This window comes from Bradyrhizobium sp. Ec3.3, from assembly GCF_000472925.1.
Taxonomy (GTDB): Bacteria; Pseudomonadota; Alphaproteobacteria; order Rhizobiales; family Xanthobacteraceae; genus Bradyrhizobium.
The window spans coordinates 1-18,020 of the sequence record NZ_KI421478.1 but is presented as its reverse complement, the minus strand read 5'-3'; the positions used below and the strand labels follow the sequence as shown (position 1 = coordinate 18,020).

General features: G+C 64.4%; 17 protein-coding genes, 1 tRNA gene and 1 pseudogene. 10 read left to right on the top strand and 9 right to left on the bottom strand.

Going from position 1 to position 18,020, the window contains the following annotated elements; all coding sequences use genetic code 11:
* Window positions 1–2: 2 nt before the first annotated feature.
* Window positions 3–1,388, bottom strand: a pseudogene (locus tag YUU_RS54630) (GH1 family beta-glucosidase); the annotation flags it as partial.
* A gap of 596 nt (window positions 1,389–1,984) precedes the next feature.
* Window positions 1,985–2,071, bottom strand: a tRNA-Leu gene (locus tag YUU_RS0146740).
* Between the two features lie 138 nt (window positions 2,072–2,209).
* On the opposite strand from YUU_RS0146740, the gene YUU_RS0146735 reads away from it, so the two are divergent.
* A complete protein-coding gene (locus YUU_RS0146735; RefSeq protein ID WP_027528261.1) occupies window positions 2,210–3,181 on the top strand; it encodes a complex I NDUFA9 subunit family protein in 972 nt (323 codons plus the stop codon).
* 34 nt (window positions 3,182–3,215) lie between these two features.
* On the opposite strand, the gene YUU_RS0146730 is transcribed toward YUU_RS0146735, so the two are convergent.
* The 3 genes from YUU_RS0146730 to YUU_RS0146720 form a co-directional block, all read right to left on the bottom strand.
* Window positions 3,216–3,956, bottom strand: coding sequence for an SDR family oxidoreductase (locus tag YUU_RS0146730; protein ID WP_027528260.1), 741 nt, complete (start codon window positions 3,954–3,956; stop codon window positions 3,216–3,218).
* The gene (locus tag YUU_RS0146725) at window positions 3,953–5,290 is read right to left on the bottom strand and encodes an FAD-binding oxidoreductase (RefSeq protein WP_027528259.1); all 1,338 of its coding nucleotides are present in this window, start codon (window positions 5,288–5,290) and stop codon (window positions 3,953–3,955) included. The genes YUU_RS0146730 and YUU_RS0146725 overlap by 4 nt, the downstream gene beginning before the upstream one ends.
* A gap of 100 nt (window positions 5,291–5,390) precedes the next feature.
* Window positions 5,391–6,197: an undecaprenyl-diphosphate phosphatase gene (locus YUU_RS0146720; protein WP_027528258.1), complete on the bottom strand. Its 807-nt coding sequence runs from the start codon at window positions 6,195–6,197 to the stop codon at window positions 5,391–5,393.
* Between the two features lie 168 nt (window positions 6,198–6,365).
* Between YUU_RS0146720 and YUU_RS0146715 the strand changes: the two genes are divergently transcribed.
* From YUU_RS0146715 to YUU_RS0146705, 3 genes are all read left to right on the top strand, one after another.
* Window positions 6,366–7,058 (top strand): glutathione S-transferase family protein, encoded by a 693-nt coding sequence (locus YUU_RS0146715; protein WP_027528257.1) that lies wholly within the window; start codon window positions 6,366–6,368, stop codon window positions 7,056–7,058.
* Complete coding sequence (gene queG, locus YUU_RS0146710) at window positions 7,007–8,185, top strand: tRNA epoxyqueuosine(34) reductase QueG (RefSeq protein ID WP_027528256.1); 1,179 nt, start codon at window positions 7,007–7,009, stop codon at window positions 8,183–8,185. The genes YUU_RS0146715 and queG overlap by 52 nt, the downstream gene beginning before the upstream one ends.
* Window positions 8,186–8,382: 197 nt before the next feature.
* Window positions 8,383–9,180, top strand: coding sequence for an acyl-CoA thioesterase domain-containing protein (locus tag YUU_RS0146705; protein WP_027528255.1), 798 nt, complete (start codon window positions 8,383–8,385; stop codon window positions 9,178–9,180).
* A gap of 159 nt (window positions 9,181–9,339) precedes the next feature.
* Here the strand turns inward: YUU_RS0146705 and YUU_RS0146700 are convergent, their stop codons facing one another.
* Together YUU_RS0146700 and YUU_RS0146695 are read right to left on the bottom strand one after the other, a co-directional pair.
* Window positions 9,340–9,807, bottom strand: coding sequence for a nuclear transport factor 2 family protein (locus tag YUU_RS0146700; protein WP_027528254.1), 468 nt, complete (start codon window positions 9,805–9,807; stop codon window positions 9,340–9,342).
* A gap of 137 nt (window positions 9,808–9,944) precedes the next feature.
* Complete coding sequence (locus YUU_RS0146695; protein WP_027528253.1) at window positions 9,945–10,733, bottom strand: carboxylesterase; 789 nt, start codon at window positions 10,731–10,733, stop codon at window positions 9,945–9,947.
* Window positions 10,734–10,977: 244 nt separating this feature from the next.
* Between YUU_RS0146695 and infC the strand changes: the two genes are divergently transcribed.
* Window positions 10,978–11,517, top strand: a complete 540-nt coding sequence (infC, locus tag YUU_RS0146690) for a translation initiation factor IF-3 (protein ID WP_027528252.1) — start codon at window positions 10,978–10,980, stop codon at window positions 11,515–11,517.
* Between the two features lie 60 nt (window positions 11,518–11,577).
* On the opposite strand, the gene YUU_RS0146685 is transcribed toward infC, so the two are convergent.
* Window positions 11,578–11,979, bottom strand: coding sequence for a hypothetical protein (locus YUU_RS0146685; RefSeq protein WP_027528251.1), 402 nt, complete (start codon window positions 11,977–11,979; stop codon window positions 11,578–11,580).
* 276 nt (window positions 11,980–12,255) lie between these two features.
* Here YUU_RS0146685 and rpmI point away from each other — a divergent pair, with 276 nt between their 5' ends.
* From rpmI to YUU_RS0146660, 5 genes are all read left to right on the top strand, one after another.
* Window positions 12,256–12,456, top strand: coding sequence for a 50S ribosomal protein L35 (rpmI, locus tag YUU_RS0146680; RefSeq protein ID WP_008539890.1), 201 nt, complete (start codon window positions 12,256–12,258; stop codon window positions 12,454–12,456).
* Window positions 12,457–12,538: 82 nt separating this feature from the next.
* Window positions 12,539–12,898: a 50S ribosomal protein L20 gene (gene rplT, locus YUU_RS0146675; protein WP_027528250.1), complete on the top strand. Its 360-nt coding sequence runs from the start codon at window positions 12,539–12,541 to the stop codon at window positions 12,896–12,898.
* Window positions 12,899–13,087: 189 nt separating this feature from the next.
* Entirely contained in the window at window positions 13,088–14,170 is a 1,083-nt protein-coding gene (pheS, locus tag YUU_RS0146670) for a phenylalanine--tRNA ligase subunit alpha (protein ID WP_027528249.1), read from the top strand.
* 127 nt (window positions 14,171–14,297) lie between these two features.
* A complete protein-coding gene (gene pheT / locus YUU_RS0146665; RefSeq protein WP_027528248.1) occupies window positions 14,298–16,706 on the top strand; it encodes a phenylalanine--tRNA ligase subunit beta in 2,409 nt (802 codons plus the stop codon).
* 55 nt (window positions 16,707–16,761) lie between these two features.
* Window positions 16,762–17,532 (top strand): sulfite exporter TauE/SafE family protein, encoded by a 771-nt coding sequence (locus tag YUU_RS0146660; RefSeq protein WP_027528247.1) that lies wholly within the window; start codon window positions 16,762–16,764, stop codon window positions 17,530–17,532.
* A gap of 127 nt (window positions 17,533–17,659) precedes the next feature.
* Here YUU_RS0146660 and YUU_RS0146655 read toward each other — a convergent pair.
* Window positions 17,660–18,020: transposase (locus YUU_RS0146655; RefSeq protein ID WP_027527736.1), on the bottom strand; the 361-nt coding region annotated here is incomplete at its 5' end.

Genomic DNA, 18,020 nt, shown 5'->3' with positions numbered 1-18,020 from the left:
TCCTACACCACCGCGTTCTGCCGCGCCGCCTCCCGGAACCATTCGGCGCTCAGCTTCGGGATGCGCTTCAAGGTATCGAAGTCGACGTAGATCAGTCCGAACCGGTTGCCGTAGCCGTCAATCCACTCGAAATTGTCCTGCGCGCTCCAGAGGAAGTACCCGTCCACCGGCACGCCTTCCGACGTCGCTCGCTGGAGTTGGCCGAGGCAGGCGCGCAGGAACATCACGCGGTCGGAGTCGTACACCCTGCCGTCTTCGGCAACGACGTCCGATGCGGCGCAGCCGTTCTCGGTGATGAAAATGGATCGCGCGCCCCAGATCTTCTGCATGTGGTGTGGCGCCCAGTACATGACCTCCGGGTCGAGGACGTGCCACGACGATTGCATTTTTGGATGGGAGGCGTTGAGCGGGATTTCCCGGTAACCCGGCGGCTCGTCGGACGGCTCTACGTACCAACGGGGCTTGTAGACATTGATGCCGACGAAGTCGAGCGGCGAGGCAATCGTCTTCAGCTCCTCCTCCGTAAACTTGGGAGTGCTGCCGCCGGCCTCGGCCAAGTACGCCTCGGTGTACCGCCCTTCGAGCATGACCGTCATGAAGCCGGCGTTGCGGTCGCGCGTGGCCGTCTCCGCGGCCTTGACGTACTCGGGTGCATCGATAAGCGGGACCGCGACGCTGATGTTCTCCGCGAAGCCGACCTTCGTGCCGACCGGCCCGCGGGCCCGGATTGCCTGAACAGCAAGGCCGTGGCCGAGCACGGCGTGATGCCGGACCTGCTTCAGTTCGGAATCGGAGAGAGAGAGCCCAGGCGCACCGCCGAGGCGGACCTTCTTTCCGCCGCCAACATCGACGTCGATAACCTGGTAGCCGCCCTCGACGAAAGAACGAAACTCGTTGATCGTGAAGTAGTGCTTCACGCGGTCGCCGAGTTGCTCGGCCATGTAGCCGGCGTAGTCGGCAAATACCTTCGCCGTGTCTTTGGACCGCCAGCCACCGTATTTGTCTTGCAACGTTTGCGGCAGGTCCCAGTGGTAAAGGGTGGCGAACGGTTCTATGCCGGCGCGGAGCATCTCGTCGACGAGGCGGTGGTAGAAGTCGAGTCCCTTCTGGTTAGGCTGGCCAGTGCCTTCAGGGAATATCCGGGGCCAGGCGATTGAAAATCGGTAAGCCTTGGCGCCGATCGACCTTATCAGCGCAACGTCTTCCTTGTACCGGTGGTAGTGGTCATTCGCGACGTCGCCGTTGTCGTCGTTCTTGATGTTGCCGGGCGTGTGCGCGAACGTATCCCAGATCGACACGCCCTTGCCGTCCTCGTTCCATGCTCCCTCGATCTGGTACGACGAAGTGCCGACGCCCCAGTAAAACCCGTCAGGAAAACGGCGGCCTACGGGAGCGGGCGATTTGGTTGCTATTGCGTTCATGTACGGACCTCCGGCTCCCGGCTATCCGACCTCAAAATTCTCCTATTGAGCCGAGTCTTTCCGTTTGATCTGGATCAACACGACAGTCACAGCTCGCCAAGCACTCGAGCGGCGGCCGTGGGCGCGAACGGCTTTCCAGTTTCGCTCACGTAGCGCGCTCGGTGCAGCCCAACGCAATCGCCCGCAGTGACCGCCTGCCCCCCTTCGGCGTCTTGCGACGGAGCTTCTTGGCCAATGCTATCAATTGGCCCCCGTTGTCCCTCATATCGAATTCCACGAGGCTTTTCCTGCCCCGGGAGAACTTAACTTCCCTACCGATCTTGGGGGTCACGACCAGGGGCGAGCTGCTCATGCACTGCTCGAAGGTCAACATATCCCGGTTGTTGTCCAACGTCTTCAGGACGTCGGCGTGTGTCCTCGTCCGGAAACCGAGGAACGAGGAGTCGGTTATCCTTGGAGAGGAAGGCCATTCGATAGTTCATCGCGCTCTGTCCCGGTTTTGTATACCGGTCAGCGGCTCAGATCCCCTACAAATGAACGATTTCAACCACTTGGGTTGGGGGTGGTGCCCAGGAAAGGACTCGAACCTTCACGGCCGTGAAGCCACTGGCACCTGAAGCCAGCGCGTCTACCAATTCCGCCACCTGGGCATGCCTGTTGGGCACGGGGGCGGTTACTACGGATCGATGACGCGCTTGTCAAATCCAACGTGGCGAGCCGATTGCGCATCGCAAACCGGCCCGATACAAGCCTGCCTCAGGCGCAGCCTTTCGGCAGGAACGGACCCCATGGCATCGAATCTCGACACCCTCGTCACGGTTTTCGGCGGATCGGGGTTTTTGGGCAGAAACGTCGTCCGCGCGCTGTGCAAGCGCGACTACCGGGTCCGGGTCGCGGTCCGGCGGCCGGAGCTCGCCAACTTCCTGCAGCCCTCGGGCAAGGTCGGCCAGGTCCATACCGTGCAGGCCAATCTGCGCTACCCGGCCTCGGTCGAGGCGGCGCTGCGTGATTCGCATGTCGTGATCAATCTGGTCGGCATCCTCGCCGAGAGCGGCGCGCAGACTTTTGACGCTGTCCAGGCCAAGGGCGCCGAGACCGCCGCCAAGGCCGCCGCTGCCGCCGGGGCCGGACTGGTGCATGTCTCCGCGATCGGCGCCGACGCGCAGTCGGCCTCGCTCTACGCCCGCGCCAAGGCGGCCGGCGAGCAGGCCGTGCTGGCGGCGGTGCCTTCGGCCACGATTTTCCGTCCCTCCGTGGTGTTCGGCCCCGAGGACCAGTTCACGAACCGCTTTGCCGCGCTGGCGCGGATGTCGCCGGTTCTGCCGCTGATCGGCGGCGAGACCAAGATGCAGCCGGTCTATGTCGGCGACGTCGCCACCGCGATCGCGGACGCCGTCGACGGCAAGGCCAAGGCGGGCGCGACCTACGAGCTCGGCGGAACCGAAGTCCTGACCATGCGCGAGATCATCGAGACGATCCTCGCGATCACCGATCGCAAGCGCATGCTGGTGCCGCTGCCGTTCGGGCTTGCCCGCTTCCAGGCCAGCTTCCTGCAATTCGCGCCGGGCGCATTCAAGCTGACGCCGGACCAGGTCACGCTGCTCGAGAAGGACAATGTCGTCTCGGATGCCGCCAAGGCGGCCGGGCTGACGCTGGAAGGCCTCGGCATCACGCCGGATTCGCTGGAGGGGATCGCCCCGCAATATCTCTGGCGCTTCCGCCCCGCCGGGCAGTTCCAGCGCAAGAACGGCGTAGCCTAACCTCTCCCCGCAAGCGGGGCGAGGGAGCGCACCTTCAGAACTTCAGCTTCTTGAACACGGCTTCGGGCAGCGCCTTGATGATGAACATCACGAGGCGCCATTTGCCGCTGACATAGACGACGTCGGTCCGGCGCTCGACGGCGCCAAAGATGGCATCCCCGACGACGGGAGCCTCCACGGTCAACGGGCCGATCAGCTTCATGCCCTCGGTCATCTTGGTGCGCACGAAGCCGGGCTTGACGGTGACGACGTGAACGCCACTTCGGCTGGCGCGGGCGCGCAGGCCCGACAGGAATGCGGAAAACCCGGCCTTCGCGGAGCCGTAGACGTAATTCGAGGCACGGCCGCGGTCACCCGCGACCGTGGACACCCCGACGATCGAGCCACTGCCGCGCGCCAAAAATTTTTCGGCGAACAGGCCGAGGATCAGCGCCGGGCCTTCGTAGTTGGAGCGCATGATCGTCGTGGCGTGATCGAGATCGCGCTCTGCCGTTTCCTGCGAGCCCAGCAGGCCGACGATCGAGATGACGACATCGGGTAGCGCCGGCAAACCAGCTACGAAGCCGTCGAACGAAGCGGTATCCAGCACGTCGAAGCGATGCGTGCTGGCGCCGATGCCATAGCGCGCGTTCAGGTCAGCGGCATCCGGTTCGAGCGCCGCGGCATCGCGGCCAGCGAGCTGAACATCCCAGCCGGCCTTGGCGAAGCTGCGCGCGGTGGCGCGTCCGATATCGGAGCTGCCCCCTAACACCAGTGCGATCTTGCGAGAGTTCACGGCTGCACCTCATCAAACAGTCGCTGCGAAAGCTTTGAGCGGATTTTTGCCATGGGATCGAGCGATGCCCGGATCTCCTTGAAGCGTTGCAGGGCCGGATAGCCGGCCTCGAAGGTGCTGCGCGACTGACGCGCGTCCTTCGCGAGATAAAGGCGGCCGCCGGCGGCGACGACGAGACGGTCGATCTCGTCGAGGAAATTCATGATGTTTCCGCTCGCCGGGAAATCCAGCGCCAGCGTGTAGCCGGGCATCGGAAACGACATCAGGCCGTCGCCCTGGCCGAGCTTCTTGAGCACGGCGAGGAACGAGGCATCGCCGCGCCGCGAGACGCGATCGAGGATGTCACCGAGTACGCCAAGCGCGCCTTCGTGCGGGATCACGCATTGATGCTGCAGGAAACCGCGACGGCCGTAGATGCGATTCCAGGCGCCGACGCCGTCGAGCGGAAAGAAATAGGGAAATATCGACACCAAATGACTGCCGCCGGCGCGGCGCGCACCCATGCGGTAATAGAGCTCGTTGAAGGCACGGACCGAGTAGCGGTTCAGCGTCATCGACGGAAGGTCGATGGGCACGTTGAGACGCGGATCCTGCCCGCGGGGAAAGGTTTCGGCACCATCAGGCAGCTCGCTCGCGCTGGCATGCTCGCCGAGATAGATCAGCGAGCGGCCGAGGTCACTGCCGCGCGCCACGCAATCGATCCACGCCACCGAATAGGTCGCGGAGTCGCCGGCATCGAGCGCGCGCATCGCCGCATGCAGATCGGACGCCGAGATCACCCGCTCGCGGATCCAGCCGGTCTCGACCGGCCGGAGCCTGAGCGTCGCCTCGAGGATCACACCGGTCAGGCCCATGCCGCCGATCGAGGCGAGAAAGACATCCGGATTCGCCTCGCGCGAGGCCTCGATGGTCTCGCCCGCACCAGTGCGCAAGAGGATGCTGTCGACATAGCGGCCGAAGCCGCCTTCGCAATGATGGTTCTTGCCGTGCACGTCGGCAGCGATGGCGCCGCCGACCGACACGAAGCGGGTTCCCGGCACGACGTAAGGCAGAAAGCCGCGCGGGCCGAACGTCTCGATCAGGTCTGACAGCAGCACGCCGGCCTCGAGGCGAATGCGCCCGGTCGCCGGATCGAACGACCTGACGCGGTCGAAGGCGGTCATGGCGAGGGTCTGGCTGACGCCGATGCCGGCATCGCCATAGGCGCGGCCGTTGCCACGCGCGATGCCGCCGGAGGTCGCGGCGATGGCATCGCCGACCGCAGCGAACGATCGCGGCGTCAGGAGGTCGGTATCGACGACCGGGAAACGTCCCCAGCCGCTGATCAGCGCCATGTTCAGCTCCTTCGCGAGGCGCAAGCCGGCCTGCTTTGGAAACTGCCTACCGTCGAAACACTTACATTACGTTGAGAAAGCTGCGCGATTGTCGACGGAATTACCGCCCCAGCGCCAGCGCGATCAGGCCGAGCGAGCCGACGATGACGCGCCACCAGGCGAACAGCGTGAAGCCATGGCGCGTGACGTATTCGAGGAAGGTCTTCACCACGATGATCGCGGTGACGAACGACACCACGAAGCCGATCGCGACGATGCCCATGTGGTCCATCGTCATCTCGCCGCGGTTCTTGTAAAAGTCATAGGCGAAGGCGCCGATCATGGTGGGGATGGCGAGGAAGAACGAGAATTCCGCCGCCGCGCGCTTGTCCGCCCCGAGCAGCATCGCGGCGACGATGCTGGCGCCCGAGCGCGACACGCCCGGAATCATCGCCAGGCATTGCGCAATGCCGATCAACAGATAGGTCAGAAGCGGAAACCGCGTCGCATCATGCTCGCGCGGCTTGAGATCGAGCTGATCAACCCAGAGCAGGATGGCGCCGCCGACGATCAGCGTGAAGCACACCACCCATGGATTGAAGAGCATGCTCTTGATGTATTTGCCGGCAACGAGGCCGACGATGACCGCGGGGAGGAACGCGACCAGCACGCCGATCACGAAGCGGCGCGCATAGGCATCGCCCGAAAACATGCCGATCGCGACATCCCACAGCTTCTTGAAGTAGAGGCCGACGATCGCGAGGATCGCGCCGAGCTGGATCAGGACGGTAAAGGAGTCCCAGAACGCGCCTTCGCCGAGACCAAAGAAGCGCTCGGCAAGCAAAAGGTGTCCGGTGGAGGAAACGGGGAGGAACTCGGTCACGCCCTCGATGATGCCGAGGATCACTGCCCGTATTGCGTCTGACATATTTACGATCCATTTCGGCAGGAAAAGCGGGGCTCTTCTCGCCTATTAGTCCCTCTGCCGCAATCGCTAAATGCGAGTTACACGGGGTTGCCTCGCGGTTTTGGAAGACTAGTGTGGCGCCGAACAAACATTGATGGATTCTTAAGCACCCCCGACATAGTCAAAGGCATGTTCACGCTGTTTCATCACCCGTTCTGCCCGCATTCGCGCTTCATTCGCCTGATCATCGGCGAGTACGGGCTCGACCTGAAGCTGGTGGAAGAGCGCGTCTGGGAACGGCGCGAGGCCTTTCTGACGCTCAATCCGGCGGGCACCACCCCGGTGCTGGCGACCGAGGACCAGCCATCAGTTCCTGGCGCCACGATCATCGCCGAATATATCGACGAGGCCCATGGCGCCGCGATGGGCGTCAAGCGGCTGATGCCGGAAACAATTGCCGAGCGCATCGAGGTGCGGCGGCTGATGGCGTGGTTCAACGAAAAATTCTTCGAGGAAGTGTCTCACCCGCTGGTGACCGAACGCATCTACAAGCGTTTCATGAGCGAGGAGAATGGCGGCGGCCCGCCCTCGGCGGACGTGATGCGCGCCGCCAAGGCCAATGTGCGCTATCATCTGGCCTATATCGGCTGGCTGGCGCAGACGCGAAACTTCCTCGCCGGCGACCGGCCGACCTATGCGGATCTCGCCGCCGCGGCGCATCTTTCGGCGATCGACTATCTGGGCGACGTGCCATGGAGCGAGGACGACGCAGCAAAGGCGTGGTACGCGCGGGTCAAATCCCGCCCCTCGTTCCGCCCGCTGCTCAGCGAATGGCTGGCCGGCGTGCCGGCGTCGCGGACCTATGTGGACCTGGATTTCTGACCGAAGCCGATCTGTCCGACCTGAAGACGGCGCTTGCGCGCGAGGCGCGAACCCTAGGCTTCGACTGCATCGGCGTCACTGAGCCGGGCGCGATCGAAGGCGCCGGAAAGCACTTTCTCGAGTTCATTGCGGCCGGAGCCCATGGCGACATGGATTGGCTTGCGGCGCAGCCGGAGCGTCGCGTCGATCCGCGCGGTCTGTGGAGCGACGTACGTTCCGTGATCATGCTCGGCGTCAATTACGGCCCCGATCAAGATCCGCTGGAGATCCTGAAGCAGCGCTCTCGCGCCGCGATCTCGGTCTATGCGCAGGGCGACGACTATCACGACCTGATCAAGAAACGCCTGAAAGCGCTGGCGCGCTGGCTGGTCGCGACTGCAACTTGCGAGGTCAAGGTGTTCGTCGACACTGCGGCCGTGATGGAGAAGCCCTTGGCACAGGCTGCACATCTCGGCTGGCAGGGCAAGCACACCAACCTCGTCTCGCGCGAGTTCGGCTCCTGGCTGTTCCTCGGCGCGATCTACACCACGCTGAAGCTGCCGCACGATGAGAGCGAGATCGATCATTGCGGCTCGTGCCGTGCATGCCTCGACATCTGCCCGACCGCGGCGTTTCCCGCGCCCTACAAGCTCGATGCGCGGCGCTGCATCTCCTACCTGACCATCGAGAACAAGGGGCCGATCCCGCACGAATTCCGAAGAGCGCTCGGCAACCGCATCTATGGCTGCGACGACTGCCTCGCCGCCTGCCCCTGGAACAAGTTCGCGCAAGAGGGCCGCGAGGCAAAGCTCGCTGCACGCGAGGCGCTGCGCGCGCCTGATCTGGCCGAGCTCGCGCGGCTCGACGACGCGGCGTTCCGCGCGCTGTTCACGAAGTCGCCGGTGAAGCGCATCGGCCGCGATCGCTTCCTGCGCAACGTGCTGATCGCGATCGGCAACTCCGGCGATGCGGCACTGGCGGAGGAGGCACGGCGATTGCTGGACGATGCAAGCCCGCTGGTGCGCGGAGCGGCGGTGTGGGCGCTGGGGCAATTGTTGTCGCACGAGGAATTTGCGGCGATGAGGACGGCCGCGATGCCCGCGGAGCACGACGACAGCGTGCGCGAGGAGTGGCGCGCGGCCTCCTAACCCTCCGCCGTCATGCCCCGGCTTGACCGGGGCATCCAGTACGCCGCGGCTTCTCCGTATTCGTCACCGCCTCTGGAATACTGGATCGTCCGCCTTCGCGGACGATGACAGCGGTATGTGAGGCACGCACACAGTGCCCCTCACCATGAGGGTTGGGGACCTTGATTTCCCCGCGCGTTCCTTCAAGGTCGCGCGTCATGACAGCTACGCCCTTCTTCACGCGCACCGGCAATACATTCCATCCGACGGAAGTTGCCAACGGTCCCTGGGATCCGAAGTCGCTGCACGGACGCGTCATTGTCGGCCTGCTCGGCTTCGGCATCGAGCAGCGCTGCTGCGGCCCCGAATTCGTGCCGGCGCGGCTCACGGTCGACATGTTTCGCCTGCCGACAATCGACAAGCCGGTCGAGATCACCACGCGGCTCGTGCGCGACGGTCTACGCATCCGCGTGGTGGAGGCGGAATTCGTCTCCGGCGGAGTCAGCATGGCGCGCGCCTCGTGTCAGCTGTTGCGGCGGACGCAAAATCCGGACGGCAGCATCTGGTCGCCGCCGAACTGGGACGCACCGAAGCCTGCCGATATTCCAACGCCAACCGATCCGCGCCTCGGCATGCACGGCAAATGGACGACGCGGCCCATTGTCGGCCATATGGGCTCGCTCGGTCCGCGCCGGCTCTGGATGAGCGAGGTGCGCGAGCTGGTCGACGGCTTTGCGCTGACGCCATTCACGCGCGTCGCGGTGGCTGCGGATTTCGCCAGCCCATTCGCCAATGCCGGCGATCAGGGGCTCGCCTTCATCAACAGCGACGTCACCGTGTATCTGCATCGCCTGCCGGTGACGGAATGGATCGGCTTCGAGGTGGTGAACCACCACTCCGCCGACGGCATCGCGATCGGCGAATGCTGGCTCTATGACGAGCAGGGACCGATCGGCACCTCGACGGTGGCCGCACTGGCGCAGCGCAAGCCGATGGCAAATCCGTCGAAGCGGTAGGCGCGCGCTTCTATCTCTCCACGTCGTCATTCCGGGATGCGCCGAAGGCGCAGGCCCGGAATCCATAACCACCAGTCGGGAGTATGGATTCTCAGATGCGCAATTGCGCATCATAGCTCGCGCCAAGTGGCGCGCCCCGGAATGACAGTGTGGAGAGACTCACGCCAGATGCCGCTTCATCTCCGGCCGCGTCTTGAGCGCCGCGCCTTGCTTGGCAACGATCTTCGCGATGCGCTCCGGGGCGAACTTCAGGTCGACGAAGGCCGGCGCGGTGTTGGCGACCTCGTGGTACTCCACGATTCCACCGTCCCTGAGCTTCATGATCGCAACACCCTCGAACATCGCGCGCGCACCCTTCGCTTCCGGCAGCGTCGAGCGATAGCTGAAGGTGTAGCGCGCATAGAGCGTCGGACCGTCGGACACCGGCTCATGCATGTCCCAGCGGAAATCGGTCGCCGTGCGATAGAACCAGTCGTCGATCATCTCGGCGATCGCTGCGCGACCGCCGAAGGCGCCGTAGAACACGTCGTGATAGACGCCGTCCTCAGTGAAGAGATCGGCAAAGGCCTTGCCATTGCGTTGCTCGACCGCGTCGCAGAACGCGCGCAGCATGGCGGTGATGGTCATGGGCCTCTCCTCACACTTGTCTGTCATGCCCCGGCTTGACCGGGGCATCCAGTACGCCGCGACTTCCCGGTTCAATCGCAGGCGTCTCGGAGTACTGGATTGCCCGCTTTCGCGGGCAATGACATCGAACTCGAACTTCACCCGATCTCCGCGACCGCGGCAAGGATGCGCACGATGTCCTGCGGGCGCGACAGGCGGTGATCGCCGTCCTGGATCAGCGTCAGCACGACGTCATCGGCGGGCAGTCGGTGCGTCAGTGCAAAGGCGTGCTGCCACGGCACGTCGGGGTCCTTGGCGCCCTGCAGGATGCGCACGGGACAGCCGACGTCGATGGCGCTGCCGAGCAGAAGATGGTTGCGGCCTTCCTCGATCAGGTTTCGCGTGATCGGATAGGACGAGCCGTCGCCATACTCCGACGGCCGAAGCCAGAGGCCCGTGGTCTCGATCTCCTTCTTCACATTGGCCGGGAAATTCTTCCACATCAGTTCTTCCGTGAAATCAGGCGCCGGCGCGATGAGCACCAGGCCCGCCAGCGACGCTCTGCCGGCCCGCTTCCTGATTTCGCGCGCGAGCAGCAGCGCCATCCAGCCGCCCATGGAGGAACCGATCACAACTTGCGGGCCCTCGCAGAACCGCTCGAACACCGCGACGCTTTCCTCGAGCCATCGGCCGATAGTGCCGTCGGCAAAATTGCCGCCGGATTCGCCGTGGCCGGAATAGTCGAACCGGACCGAGGCGCGGCCATGCGCCGCCGCCCAATCGTCCAGCGCCACGGCCTTGGTGCCCTGCATGTCCGACTTGAAACCGCCGAGCCAGAACAGCCCGGGCCCCTTCCCGGCCCGGCTGCGGACTGCGATCCGCCGCGGCGATGGACCCTCGCCGACATCGATGAAGGTGGGAGCCTGGTTGGCAGTCGAATTCGTCATGGAACGTTTACTCTTGCTGTGCGGTTTGAGCTGTCTGGTGCTTCCGCGGCACGCCCGGATCGGCATTGGCCTTTAGGGACGCTTGCGGAACCGGGACAAGGTGTCTATGTCGAGCGGCGTGGGGATGGGCGTGACCAAAATGCCTCGCATTTGAGGGTTTTTCGCGTGCGAGGCGCGACTTGCTTGCCCGCAGACGCATCTTCCTTCAGACTACCCGCTTCGTTCACAACTTTGGAGAACCAACATTCGTCGTCCCAATAGAGCCCCGGCCCCTGCCGCCAAAGACGGGCCGCGCATCAATGATGATATTCGCAATGCGCAGATCCAGCTGATCGATCAGACCGGTGACAACAAAGGTACGGTCGAGACCATGATGGCCATCAAGATGGCCCAGGAAGCCGGCATGGATCTCGTGGAGATTTCGCCGAATACCAGCCCTCCCGTCTGCAAGATTATGGACTACGGGAAGTACAAGTATTCCGCCCAGAAAAAGGCCGCTGAAGCCCGCAAGCGGCAGAAGACCGTCGAGATCAAGGAGATCAAGCTCCGCCCGATGATCGACGATCACGACTACGACGTGAAGATGCGCGCGATGCAGCGGTTCTTCGAAGAGGGCGACAAGGTCAAGATCACGCTGCGCTATCGCGGCCGCGAAATGGCGCACCAGGAGATCGGCACGAAGCTTTTGGACAAGATCAAGAGCGACGTCGCCGAGCTCGCCAAGGTCGAGCAGGACGCCAGGTTCGAGGGCCGTCAGGTCGTCATGGTGCTGGCGCCGCGCTGAGCCGGATTTAGCTCTTATGAGGTCAACGGCCCGTCAGCCATCTGGCGGGCCGTTTCGTTTTCAGCTTCGCGTCGCCTGCCACGTGCCGCTACAGCGGTCGCCGGAGATGATTCCGCTCCAGGAGCCGGCCCCGGCGCTACCTGCAAGCCGGCCGCCGCCACTGGCATGGGAGGCGCCGACCGAGACCTGGACCGCAACGGAACCGGCGCGGTTGACCCTACCGGACACCCGGCCGCCGCCGGCCGAGGTCACGCGGCTGCCGATCACCGTGAACGGAACCATGTAGCCGGAGCTGCAATTGCCGCGCGTGGTGGCAAAGGTGACGTTCCAGACCCCGTCATAGCCGCCAAGCCGGGCATCGGCGGCTGATGGCAGTGCGGCGGCACCGATCGCGGCGAGGAGTGCAACGGTGCCAAGGCGGGGAAGAACACGAGACGAAAGCGACTGCGGAAAATGGGCCATTTTGGTCCGCCTCCAGGCGGCAAGGCATGACAATAAGAGTGGCAACGTCAAATAGTCTGCGAGCCCGTTTCCGCGGTTCATCATTGCCAATTGGCCTCACCTCTGCCATAAGCCCAGCCTTCATCGCCCGGCTGATTTAAGGGCTGCCGTGGCGGTGCCCGTGCGGGTTTCACGCTGGTTCGTAGAAACCTGAGCACAATCAACGCTCTAACGAGCATTTTTGACGGCCAGCCGCCTTCGCGGGCGGTACTCTGTTATGGCCATTAGGAGAGCCAAATGCCCAAGTTGAAGACCAAGTCGGGCGCTAAAAAGCGCTTCAAGGTGACTGCTACCGGCAAAGTGATGCACGCCCAGCGCGGCAAGCGTCACGGCATGATCAAGCGGACGAAGAAGCAGATCCGTCAGCTCCGCGGCACCCGCGTGCTGTTCAAGACCGACGGCGACAACGTCAAGAAGTACTTCTTGCCGAACGCCTGATCGCGTCCACGATCAATTCAGCCGAGCCTGCGTCCGCGCAGGCGCTTCCGAAAACCAAAGTCATCTCTGAAGGATTTTTGTCATGTCTCGCGTCAAACGCGGTGTGACCGCCCACGCCAAGCACAAGAAAGTCTACAAGGCCGCCAAGGGTTTCTACGGCCGCCGCAAGAACACGATCCGCGCCGCCAAGCCGGCCGTCGAGAAGGCCGCGCAGTATGCCTTCCGCGACCGCAAGCGCCGCAAGCGCACCTTCCGCGCGCTCTGGATCCAGCGCCTCAATGCCGCCGTGCGTCCGTTCGGCCTGACCTACAGCCGATTTATCGACGGCCTTGCCAAGTCGGGCATTACCGTGGACCGCAAGGTGCTGTCGGATCTCGCGATCCGCGAGCCCGCCGCGTTCCAGGCGATCGCCGAGAAGGCCAAGGCCGCGCTGGCGGCGTAAGCCGTCCTCCACTGTGCTCTGCGCAGCTTTCAGCTTGTGATGGCCCGGGCCAAGGCGCGTTGTCGCGCTTTAACTGCCCTGGCCGTCATCTCTCGCGCAAACACACTTCTCAGACGTGGATGCCCGGCGAAACGCCGGGTGTGACGGGCTAGGAGCATCGGCTACGCATCCTGGCCAAAAGGGATTGCCATGACCGATCTTGCCAACCTCGAATCCCAGATCATCGCCGATGTCGCGGCCGCCAACGACGAGGCCGCGCTCGAAGCCGTCCGCGTCTCCGCGCTCGGCAAGAAGGGCTCGATCTCCGCGCTGCTTGCCACGCTCGGAAAAATGTCGCCCGACGAACGCAAGACCCAAGGCGCGGCGATCAACCAGGCCAAGGACAAGGTCGGCCAGGCGCTTGCCGCGCGGCGCGACGTCCTGAAGTCGGCAGCGCTCGATGCACGGCTCGCTGCCGAGACCATCGACGTCACCTTGCCGCCGCGCGACGCTGCGACTGAGGCCGGCCGTATCCATCCGCTGAGCCAGGTCTGGGACGAGCTGACCACCATCTTCGCCGACATGGGCTTTTCGGTCGCCGAAGGTCCCGATGTCGAGACCGACGACTACAACTTCACAAAGCTGAACTTCCCGGTCGGCCATCCCGCGCGCGAGATGCACGACACCTTCTTCTTCCATCCGAAGGAGGACGGCTCGCGCATGCTGCTTCGCACCCACACCTCGCCGGTGCAGGTGCGCACCATGCTGAGCCAGAAGCCGCCGATCCGCGTGATCTGCCCGGGCCGCACCTACCGCATCGATTCGGATGCGACCCACACGCCGCAGTTCCACCAGGTCGAAGGCCTCGTGATCGACAAGAGCTCGCATCTCGGCCACCTCAAATGGATCCTGCACGAGTTCTGCAAGGCGTTCTTCGAGGTCGACCACATCAACATGCGCTTCCGACCGTCGTTCTTCCCGTTCACGGAGCCGTCGCTGGAAGTCGACATCCAGTGCCGCCGCGACAAGGGCGAGATCCGCTTCGGCGAAGGCGAGGACTGGCTGGAGATTCTCGGCTGCGGCATGGTGCACCCGAACGTGCTGCGCGCCTGCGGCATCGATCCCGACGAGTACCAGGGTTTTGCCTGGGGCATGGGCATCGACCGCATCGCCATGCTGAAATACGGCATCGCCGACCTGCGCCAGCTGTTCGACAGCGACGTCCGCTGGCTGTCCCACTACGGCTTCAAGCCGCTGGAAGTCCCGACGCTGGCAGGAGGGCTGAGCGCGTGATGGTGGTGCTCGGACCCACGAAGTCTTTCTCCGTTCCCTCCCCCCTTGTGGCCCACAAGGCGGGAGGGAGCTCTGACACCGACCAAAGCAACTCAGTGAATACTCACCAGACCCGAGGCACGCAGCCATGAAATTCACCCTCTCCTGGCTGAAGGACCATCTCGATACCGACGAGACGCTCGACAAGCTCACCGAGAAGCTCACCATGATCGGGCTCGAGGTCGAGAACATCGAGGACAAGGCGAAGGCGCTGAAACCCTTCACGATCGCGAAGGTGATTTCCGCCGAGCAGCATCCGAACGCGGATCGGCTGCGCGTCTGCATGGTCGACACGGGTGACGGCGGTGCACCGGTGCAGGTCGTATGCGGCGCGCCGAATGCGCGCACCGGGCTCGTCAGCGTGTTCTCGGCCCCCGGGACTTACATTCCCGGCAAGGACATCACGCTCGGCGTCGGCACCATCCGCGGCGTCGAGAGCCGCGGCATGTTGTGCTCGGCGGCCGAACTGCAGATTTCCAATGATCACGACGGCATCATGGAATTGCCGGCGGATGCGCCGATCGGCGCGGGCTATGCCGAATGGGCCGGCCTCGGCGATCCCGTGATCGAGATCAACCTGACGCCGAACCGGCAGGACTGCACCGGCGTGCACGGCATCGCGCGCGACCTCGCCGCTGCCGACATGGGCAAGTTCAAGGATCCGACCATCAAGGCCGTGAAGGGCGAATTCCCCTGCCCGGTGAAGGTGACGGTCGAGGACACGACGCTCTGCCCGGGCTTCGCGCTGCGCCTGGTGCGCGGGGTGAAGAACGGCCCCTCGCCGGAATGGCTGCAAAAGCGGCTGACCGCGATCGGGCTGCGCCCGATCAACGTGCTGGTCGACATCACCAACTTCATGACCTTCGATCGCGCGCGCCCGCTGCACGTGTTCGACGCCAAGAAGGTGACCGGCAATCTCGTCGTGCGCCGCGCCCGCGACGGCGAGAGGCTGCTCGCGCTCGACGGCCGCAACTACAATCTGGACTCCAACATCTGCGTCATCGCCGACGAGCATGGCGTCGAATCGCTCGCCGGCATCATGGGCGGCGAGACCTCGGGCTGCGACGAGAACACCACCGACGTGCTGATCGAATCGGCGCTGTGGAACGAGATCAACATCGCGCAGACCGGCCGCAAGCTCGGCATCAATTCCGACGCGCGCTACCGCTTCGAACGCGGCGTCGATCCGGCCTTCATGGTGCCGGGCCTGGAGCTCGCGACGAAGCTCGTGATGGAGATGTGCGGCGGCACGCCGTCGGAAACCTTCGTGACCGGCAAGGCCTTCGGCGATGACCGCGTCATCGATTTCCCGCTGTCCGAGGTCAAGCGTCTCTCCGGCATCGAGGTGCCGCAGGTCGAGATGAAGCGCATCCTCAGCCATCTCGGCTTCATGATGGCGGGCGCAGGTCCGACCGTGAAGGTCGCGGTGCCCTCCTGGCGCACCGACGTGCACGGCAAGGCCGACATCGTCGAGGAGATCGTCCGCATCTTTGGCGTCGACAAGGTGCCGGAGACGCCGTTCGAGCGCGGCGAGGATGCGCGCAAGCCGGTGCTGACTGTGCTGCAGCTCCGCACCCGCCGGGCCAGGCGCGCGCTCGCGACCCGAGGGATGGTCGAGGCGGTGACGTGGTCGTTCATCGCCAAGCCGGCGGCTGAACTGTTCGGCGGCGGCCAGCGCGAGCTCGAGCTCGCCAATCCGATCGCATCCGATCTCTCCGACATGCGGCCGAGCCTGCTGCCGGGGCTGATCGCCGCAGCGCAGACCAATGCCGACCGCGGTTTTGGCGATGTCGCGCTGTTCGAGGTCGGCCAGCTCTTCAAGGGCGATCGTCCGCAGGATCAATTCATGGCGGCGTCGGGTGTTCGTCGCGGTTTTGCCGCGTCGGAAGGCCTGGGCCGTCACTGGTCGGGCTCTGCCGCGGCCGACGCGTTCGATGCCAAGGCCGATGCGCTGGCGGTGTTAGCTGCAGCCGGCGCGCCGATGCAGGCGCTGCAGATCGTTGCGGGGGGACCAAAATGGCTGCATCCGGGCCGCTCCGGCACCATCCAGATCGGCCCGCAGAACGTGCTCGGCTATTTCGGCGAGATGCACCCGCGCGCGCTGGAAGCGCTCGGCGCCGACGGCCCCGTGATGGCGTTCGAGGTGATCCTCGACCGCATTCCCGAGGCCAAGAAGAAGCCGACGCGGGCAAAGCCCGTAATCGAGCTGTCCGCGTTCCAGCCGGTCTCGCGCGACTTCGCCTTCATCGTCGATCGCGGCGTGAAGGCCGGCGACATCGTCCGCACGGCGCAGGCGGTGGACAAGAAGCTGATCACCGCGGTCAACGTGTTCGACGTCTATGAAGGCAAGGGCATCGACGACGGCAAGAAGTCGATCGCGATTGCGGTGACGATCCAGCCGCGCGAGAAGACGCTGACCGACCAGGAGATCGAAGCGGTGGCCGCCAAGATCGTGGCCGAGGTGACGAAGAAGACCGGCGGCACGCTGCGAGCATGATGCCGAAAGTGCGAAGCGGTTTTCGGACAACATCATGCTCCTGAAATTGTAGAGCATGAGTCTTTCCGACCTCCTCCCCAGGGATGTCAGCCTCACCATTGCGATGGCGCTTTGCGCCATCGCGTTCGTCGCAGGCAACGCGCGCGGCTTCTCGGGTTTCGGCGCTGCGCTGATCTTCATGCCGCTTGCGAGCAGCGTCGCGCAGCCGCGGCTCGTCGCCGCACTGCTGCTCATCATCGATTTCGTCTCTGCGGCACCGCTGCTTCCGGACGCCTGGCGCAAGGCGGATCGCAAGGCCACGGCCGTGATCGTGCTGGGCGCGCTGATCGGCGTGCCCATCGGCACCTACTTCCTCAGCGTGCTCGATCCCGTCACCACGCGCTGGATCATCTCCTGCTTCGTCGCCGCGCTCTTGATGCTTCTGCTGTCGGGCTGGCGCTATCGCGGCAAGGATCACGCCTGGCTTTCGGTCGGCATCGGCGGCCTCTCCGGCTTTTGCAGCGGCCTCGCGCAGACCGGCGGCCCGCCGATCGTCGGCTACTGGCTCGGCCGCCCCATCGTCGCGACGGTCGCCCGCGCCAACATCGTGCTGTTCTTCGGTGCCTCGGATTCGTTTTCGATGGTGAGCTACGCGACGACCGGCCTGATCACGCGCGATGCGCTGCTGCTCTCCCTTGTCGTCGGCCCGGTCTACGCGGCAGGTGTCGCCTTCGGCGCGTCACTGTTCGGGCGTGCCAGCGAAAAAGTGTTTCGCGCCATCTGCTACGCGCTGATCGCGATGGCGGTCATTTTCGGCCTGCCGGCGTTGGATGGGGTGTTGCGGTAATTCCCTCCACGGTCGTCCTGGTGAAAGCCAGGACTTCGGTTAGTGTCGTAAGGCGAGCGCGCGCGCCAAACTCCGCTCGTCGTCCCGGACAAGCGAAGCGCAGATCCGGGATCTACCGTGTCGGTTGTCAAGCAATGGCAGCTCCTTTCCAGGGCTGACCTGACTTGAGGACGGCGTTGGCGAAGACGACGAGACGGCGCAGGACGGCGATCAGGGCGAGCTTGGCGGGTTTGCCCTTTGCGATCAGCCGCTCGTAGAAGGGTCGCAGGACAGGGTTGTGCCTGCTGGCTGCGATGGCGGCCATGTAGAGGATATGGCGTACGGCCGCTCGGCCACCATGGATGCGTGCGGGAGCAGCCATGGTCCCACTCTTGTGGACGAACGGAGCCACTCCAATCAGGGCCGCAGCCGCTTTGTTGTCGATCCGGCCGAGTTCCGGAACGGAGGCGAGCAGGACGAGCCCCGATTTGGGGCCGATCCCTTTGATG

Excerpts from the sequence above, each read along its gene's own strand:
- YUU_RS0146735 (WP_027528261.1), top strand. The coding sequence starts at position 2,210 with ATGGCATCGAATCTCGACACCCTCGTCACGGTTTTCGGCGGATCGGGG.
- YUU_RS0146725 (WP_027528259.1), bottom strand. The coding sequence starts at position 5,290 with ATGGCGCTGATCAGCGGCTGGGGACGTTTCCCGGTCGTCGATACCGAC.
- YUU_RS0146720 (WP_027528258.1), bottom strand. The coding sequence starts at position 6,197 with ATGTCAGACGCAATACGGGCAGTGATCCTCGGCATCATCGAGGGCGTG.
- YUU_RS0146715 (WP_027528257.1), top strand. The coding sequence starts at position 6,366 with ATGTTCACGCTGTTTCATCACCCGTTCTGCCCGCATTCGCGCTTCATT.
- queG (WP_027528256.1), top strand. The coding sequence starts at position 7,007 with ATGGCTGGCCGGCGTGCCGGCGTCGCGGACCTATGTGGACCTGGATTT.
- YUU_RS0146705 (WP_027528255.1), top strand. The coding sequence starts at position 8,383 with ATGACAGCTACGCCCTTCTTCACGCGCACCGGCAATACATTCCATCCG.
- YUU_RS0146700 (WP_027528254.1), bottom strand. The coding sequence starts at position 9,807 with ATGACCATCACCGCCATGCTGCGCGCGTTCTGCGACGCGGTCGAGCAA.
- YUU_RS0146695 (WP_027528253.1), bottom strand. The coding sequence starts at position 10,733 with ATGACGAATTCGACTGCCAACCAGGCTCCCACCTTCATCGATGTCGGC.
- YUU_RS0146685 (WP_027528251.1), bottom strand. The coding sequence starts at position 11,979 with ATGGCCCATTTTCCGCAGTCGCTTTCGTCTCGTGTTCTTCCCCGCCTT.
- rpmI (WP_008539890.1), top strand. The coding sequence starts at position 12,256 with ATGCCCAAGTTGAAGACCAAGTCGGGCGCTAAAAAGCGCTTCAAGGTG.
- rplT (WP_027528250.1), top strand. The coding sequence starts at position 12,539 with ATGTCTCGCGTCAAACGCGGTGTGACCGCCCACGCCAAGCACAAGAAA.
- pheS (WP_027528249.1), top strand. The coding sequence starts at position 13,088 with ATGACCGATCTTGCCAACCTCGAATCCCAGATCATCGCCGATGTCGCG.
- pheT (WP_027528248.1), top strand. The coding sequence starts at position 14,298 with ATGAAATTCACCCTCTCCTGGCTGAAGGACCATCTCGATACCGACGAG.
- YUU_RS0146660 (WP_027528247.1), top strand. The coding sequence starts at position 16,762 with ATGAGTCTTTCCGACCTCCTCCCCAGGGATGTCAGCCTCACCATTGCG.